The 4453-nt window shown below is 46.2% G+C and carries 5 protein-coding genes; all 5 read right to left on the bottom strand.

The annotated features are described in order from the left end of the window. Positions 1 to 137 precede the first annotated feature (137 nt). On the bottom strand, positions 138 to 392 hold the full coding sequence (locus ACLFWI_RS27450; RefSeq protein WP_446409824.1) for a hypothetical protein: 255 nt from the start codon (positions 390 to 392) through the stop codon (positions 138 to 140). Beyond that, entirely contained in the window at positions 389 to 691 is a 303-nt protein-coding gene (locus ACLFWI_RS27445) for a type II toxin-antitoxin system RelE family toxin (protein WP_446409825.1), read from the bottom strand. The genes ACLFWI_RS27450 and ACLFWI_RS27445 overlap by 4 nt, the downstream gene beginning before the upstream one ends. Before the next feature lie 401 nt (positions 692 to 1092). Further along, positions 1093 to 1452 (bottom strand): four helix bundle protein, encoded by a 360-nt coding sequence (locus tag ACLFWI_RS27440; RefSeq protein WP_446415569.1) that lies wholly within the window; start codon positions 1450 to 1452, stop codon positions 1093 to 1095. Positions 1453 to 1545: 93 nt separating this feature from the next. Beyond that, positions 1546 to 3792, bottom strand: a complete 2247-nt coding sequence (locus ACLFWI_RS27435) for a glycoside hydrolase (protein WP_446415568.1) — start codon at positions 3790 to 3792, stop codon at positions 1546 to 1548. A 103-nt stretch (positions 3793 to 3895) separates the two neighbouring features. Beyond that, positions 3896 to 4150, bottom strand: coding sequence for a NifU family protein (locus tag ACLFWI_RS27430; protein WP_446409827.1), 255 nt, complete (start codon positions 4148 to 4150; stop codon positions 3896 to 3898). Positions 4151 to 4453: the final 303 nt, after the last annotated feature.

The raw sequence follows: 4453 nt of genomic DNA, 5'->3' as shown, positions 1-4453 counted from the left end.
CCCAGACTCCAAGATATGCGATATTTTTCTCAGTGCGTTAGGGAAACTTCCCGAAGGAATCGCCCGCCCCTACACTTAGACAAACCGAGAGAGAACTCAGAAAGACTTAAACTGTAATAAATAATAGAAGCACTCATCTACTGCATCACCTCTCGCTTCATCTGCTCAAGGGATAACGTCTTCCCCAATCGAAACTCTTCCCTAGCCTTTTCTATAATCTCCATAAACTCTGGATTCAAAGAAAGCGACAACGACTCTCCATCCTCATCGTTCAAAGAAACAACCGCCGCGATCGCTTTACCATGCAACGTCAATACCACCACTTCATTCCCGAAATCCTCTACATAAGCTGACAAAGGCTGGGATGCTGTTGAAAGTTCAATAGTTTTCATGAAAGTTTAACCTCCTTCCCTGCAATGATTAATAGATTGCCTTCCTTTCGACCCACAGCTAATACCCGCACGACATCCGACTCTTGAATAACAACCTCATAAAACACTCGCAAATTACCAATCCGTAACTCCCAAGGTGCAATAGGATTGGGACGAAGCAATTTACGATTGCGAGTTTCCCTCAAAGGTTCATATCCAAGCTGTTCTTCAATAGACTCAAATACTAAAGAACGCTCTCTGGCGGATAAATACCTGAGTTGCTCCTTGACTGACTCAGCAAACTCAATACCGTATGCCATAAGTTTAGCAACTCAATACTCCTATCCAAGGTCGCACAGAATCATAATTCTAAACCCTGTTGCCGATACAAGGGTAAAGCTATAGCGGGGAACTTCTCGTCAGCATCTGGAGAGATGCTTCGCTTCTGTCCTTTCGCTTCGCTCTCGACTGCGCTCAGCATGACACAAACTCAAGTTCTAACTGTGCCGAGTATATCTTTAAGGGGGAAAGACTGTGCGATCGCGTTGAGTTCTATGGATAACCTTATAATAACCTTATAGGCGCACACATTTTCCCACAATAAAGATAAGATACCCGAAAAATCCGGATAAGTCAAACTGTAACCACAGAAGCACTCATCTACTGCATTACCTCTGGCTTCATCTGCTCAAGGATAACGTCTTTCCTCTTCTGTTGCCGTTCAAAAATTCCCATAGAAGTTTTGGATAAAAGACTCCAACAATTCTTTCACCTCAACCACACCACTAACCAAACGATCATAATCTGTAGCACTAAGCAATTCCAACTCATAACACAGCAGCAGATAATACTCCACCTCAATCGCCGCATCCCGCGCCAGCCGCAGGAAGCTGAGTCTGTCCTCCGCCTCCTCGCGATCGCACCCCTGAGCAATTTTAATCGGAATCGCCGCACAAGCCAGACGAATCTGTTGAGTTAACCCCAGTAATTCCTCTTCTGGAAACCCTCTAGTCACCTGATAAACGTCAACCGTTAACTCATGAGCTTTATTCCATTCTTTCAATTTTCTGAAATCCGTCATCCTTCCAATTCTCCTTTCCTCATCAATTGGTTCAATTGTTCATCATTCATAGCGAAAAAACCATGAACAATGAACAATGAACAATCAACCCATTTATGGCACCTGCAACCCCACAAATTTATCCTCTGGGATATAACTGCGGAAAATGCCATTATCAGCAGAAACCATCACCAACTGCAGCAGATAATCCGGCTCCACCTGCAAATCTGCCCAGGGGACAGCCACCTCTAAACATTGCTTCAACGCAACTTGGGCGCGACTTTTGCGGGAATGCCATTGATAATAGTCTGCGGCTTCTTCTAACCAAGTCGAACCGGTTAACAAATTAATCCCTAAGTGGTGGTGAAACAAATAGTTCACCGGGGCAGTATCGGGAACCTCAGCTAAAGGTGCTGGACTATTATTAACCGTTCGATTCGGATAAAACCATAATAAATGCAATTCTGGGGGAATATCCTGACCAATTTTAATCCCTGCCTGAAAATCCAATCGCAGGTAAAAATTCAGGTGATCCAAACCATACCATAACCGCTGAATCAGACTGCTGCGGTGCATCGTTCCCCGTGCGCCACCCACTTCTATGCGACCTGCCTTATCCCAATCTTGCTCATCGCCAAAGCCATCAATTACTGGATGAATAAACGTTTCCGGTCGGTGATCGCCTTTCGATTCGTAGGTGTCTAGGGGTTGCTTAAGACTGGCCGGAATCGGTTCATTTAATGCCTCATAAATCCCACTTAAATGTTCTCGGAATAACTGGTCAAAAATAGCATCTTGGTTGGATGAATGACCCTCACCAAACCACCAGAACCAATCTGATCCTTCTGCTGCATACAAGGCTTCCCAGACTTCAGGATTGTTTTCCGGTGTAGCTTCGGGATGATTAGCTAAAGTCTGCCGTGCTTGGGTAAGTAAATCCCACGCCCGATTCTTAACTGGATCACCAATCCAAGTGCTAAAACTACCATCTACCCATGATCCACTATGGAGTCGATCTGCTGGAAGTGTGGCAGTGGGGGGAAACTGATCCAGAAATTCCGACACCGTGACCAATTTTATCTGAGGATGCGCCGAGAGTTTTTCATACAGTGAGGTAAGGAAAGGAATCCCGTCTTTTTGGTAGAATTCCCAGCAATTCTCTCCATCTAAGGCAATCGTTACCAGCCACGGTTGATCTAACCCAGTCTCTCCCTGCTGCTGATGGCGGCGGATGGAACGAGAAATGGCTTCTAAGTGACTGACAAAATCCGTTGACGCCTGATTGGGTTCCATTGCCCCATAAGTAAAGCCAATTAAATCCGATAAGCGGTGATCGCGAAACACAATAGCCAAGTTTCCCTGGGGTGTTTCTAAGCGATAGGGGCGATATAACAATGTGGGTTCCATTAGGGTTCCCGTTTCATCCCGGTGGAAAAAGTGCTGCACTGTCCACCCCAATACCGCCTCATCGGAACAAATCCACTTAAATCCCGCCTCAGCAATATAGGGTAGAATGGCTGGACTCACCGACTGTTCTGAGGGCCACAAGCCGCGTGGCGTCCGCCCAAATCGTTGTGCATACATCCGCCACGCTTTTTGCAGGTGACGGGGAATATCTTCTTCCCAGCGGAAGCGCTGTAGGGGTAACGTCATCTCCGGAAGCGCCACTTGCCCGGAATGAGTATCGGCGAGTAAGGGTAAAATCGGGTGAGTATAGGGCGTTGTGGTCACTTCTAGCTGACCCGCCTCCTGCATCTTACGATGTTGAGGAATAATCCGCTTGAGGATATCTCGTTGTTTAGAATAAATCCGTTGGCGATCGCTTAATGTAAAGTTTCGTCCTTTCTCTAACCAAGCGGCAATTTCTGGGTCATCCCAGAATATCGGGTCAATCCACGCCAAGTTGTGCCATGCTAGTAAATCGCTGAAATCCTGATGCGTCCAATGATCCACACACCAGATTTTTCCCTTTTCTTGCCGCATCTCGTATAACTCGGCATATCGAGGATGAGGGTCAATCAAGGTGCGGTGATTGGCATCAAAAAAATGCTCAACGATAAACTGTCGTTGATCCGGCTTGAGTTGGTCAGTCGGCGTCAGGGCTAACTCCAGATAGGGGTCAAAGGCTGTCCCCGCCATATAATCTTCCAACTGCAAAATCAGCGATGGCACCAAGTTGACCGTTTGATGTAACTTCGGATAGCGCTCTAACAATAGCACTAAATCCAAATAATCTTTCGTCCCATGCAGCCGCGCCCAAGGGAGACGGTATCGTCCATTTGAGCCGGACACGCTGCTGCGACTTTTATAGAGAGGTTGATGCTGATGCCAGATAAAGGCGACGTATAAGGGATGACTCATCGTTAACAGTAAAAGTTAAGGGTCTAGAGCTTAGGTGTGAAGAGGGGAGTTCTCTCACTTTATAACTCTTAACCCTTAACGCCAAACTAAAAACGCAGAATAATTACATTACTTGTTCAACTTCGACGATTTCCGGGATAAATTCCCGTAAGCGGCGTTCAATTCCCATTTTCAGGGTCATGGCAGAACTGGGACAAGACCCACAAGCACCTTGTAGCCGCAGTTTTACAATCGGACCGTCGATTTCAACTAAATCAACGTTACCGCCATCCGCCATCAGGTAAGGACGCAATTCATCGAGGACGGCTTCGACGTTTTCCGAGGTTAATGCCAAGGGGGGAGATAGTGTTTGAGACATAAGTCACCGAGTTTGACAGCACAACTAAGTCAATCCTAGCGTTCTTTGAGATTTTTGAATAAAACTTGGTGTATGAACCAATAATTTGTTGGACTTATCGGGATTGTCAGGATTATCGAGGTTGTAGGGGCGAGTCGCTGCATATCGCAGGTGGTGAGAGAATTAATCTATCTCGACTCGCCCTTTTCTAAAGGTACGCGGTGTCCGATAATGACTGATAAGCAGTCATGCCTTTAAATTGGGTATTAGTAGCGAGCAAGATGCTTAGTAGCGAGCAAGATGCTTAGTAGCGAGCAAGATGCT

Origin of the sequence: Coleofasciculus sp., from assembly GCF_046539235.1 — a bacterium.
Lineage (GTDB): Bacteria > Cyanobacteriota > Cyanobacteriia > Cyanobacteriales > Coleofasciculaceae > Coleofasciculus.
This window is presented reverse-complemented; position numbering and strand designations above follow the sequence as displayed.

Bases quoted from the DNA above. Each gene is read 5' to 3' on its own strand.
- ACLFWI_RS27450 (WP_446409824.1), bottom strand. From the start codon at position 392: ATGAAAACTATTGAACTTTCAACAGCATCCCAGCCTTTGTCAGCTTAT.
- ACLFWI_RS27445 (WP_446409825.1), bottom strand. From the start codon at position 691: ATGGCATACGGTATTGAGTTTGCTGAGTCAGTCAAGGAGCAACTCAGG.
- ACLFWI_RS27440 (WP_446415569.1), bottom strand. From the start codon at position 1,452: ATGACGGATTTCAGAAAATTGAAAGAATGGAATAAAGCTCATGAGTTA.
- ACLFWI_RS27435 (WP_446415568.1), bottom strand. From the start codon at position 3,792: ATGAGTCATCCCTTATACGTCGCCTTTATCTGGCATCAGCATCAACCT.
- ACLFWI_RS27430 (WP_446409827.1), bottom strand. From the start codon at position 4,150: ATGTCTCAAACACTATCTCCCCCCTTGGCATTAACCTCGGAAAACGTC.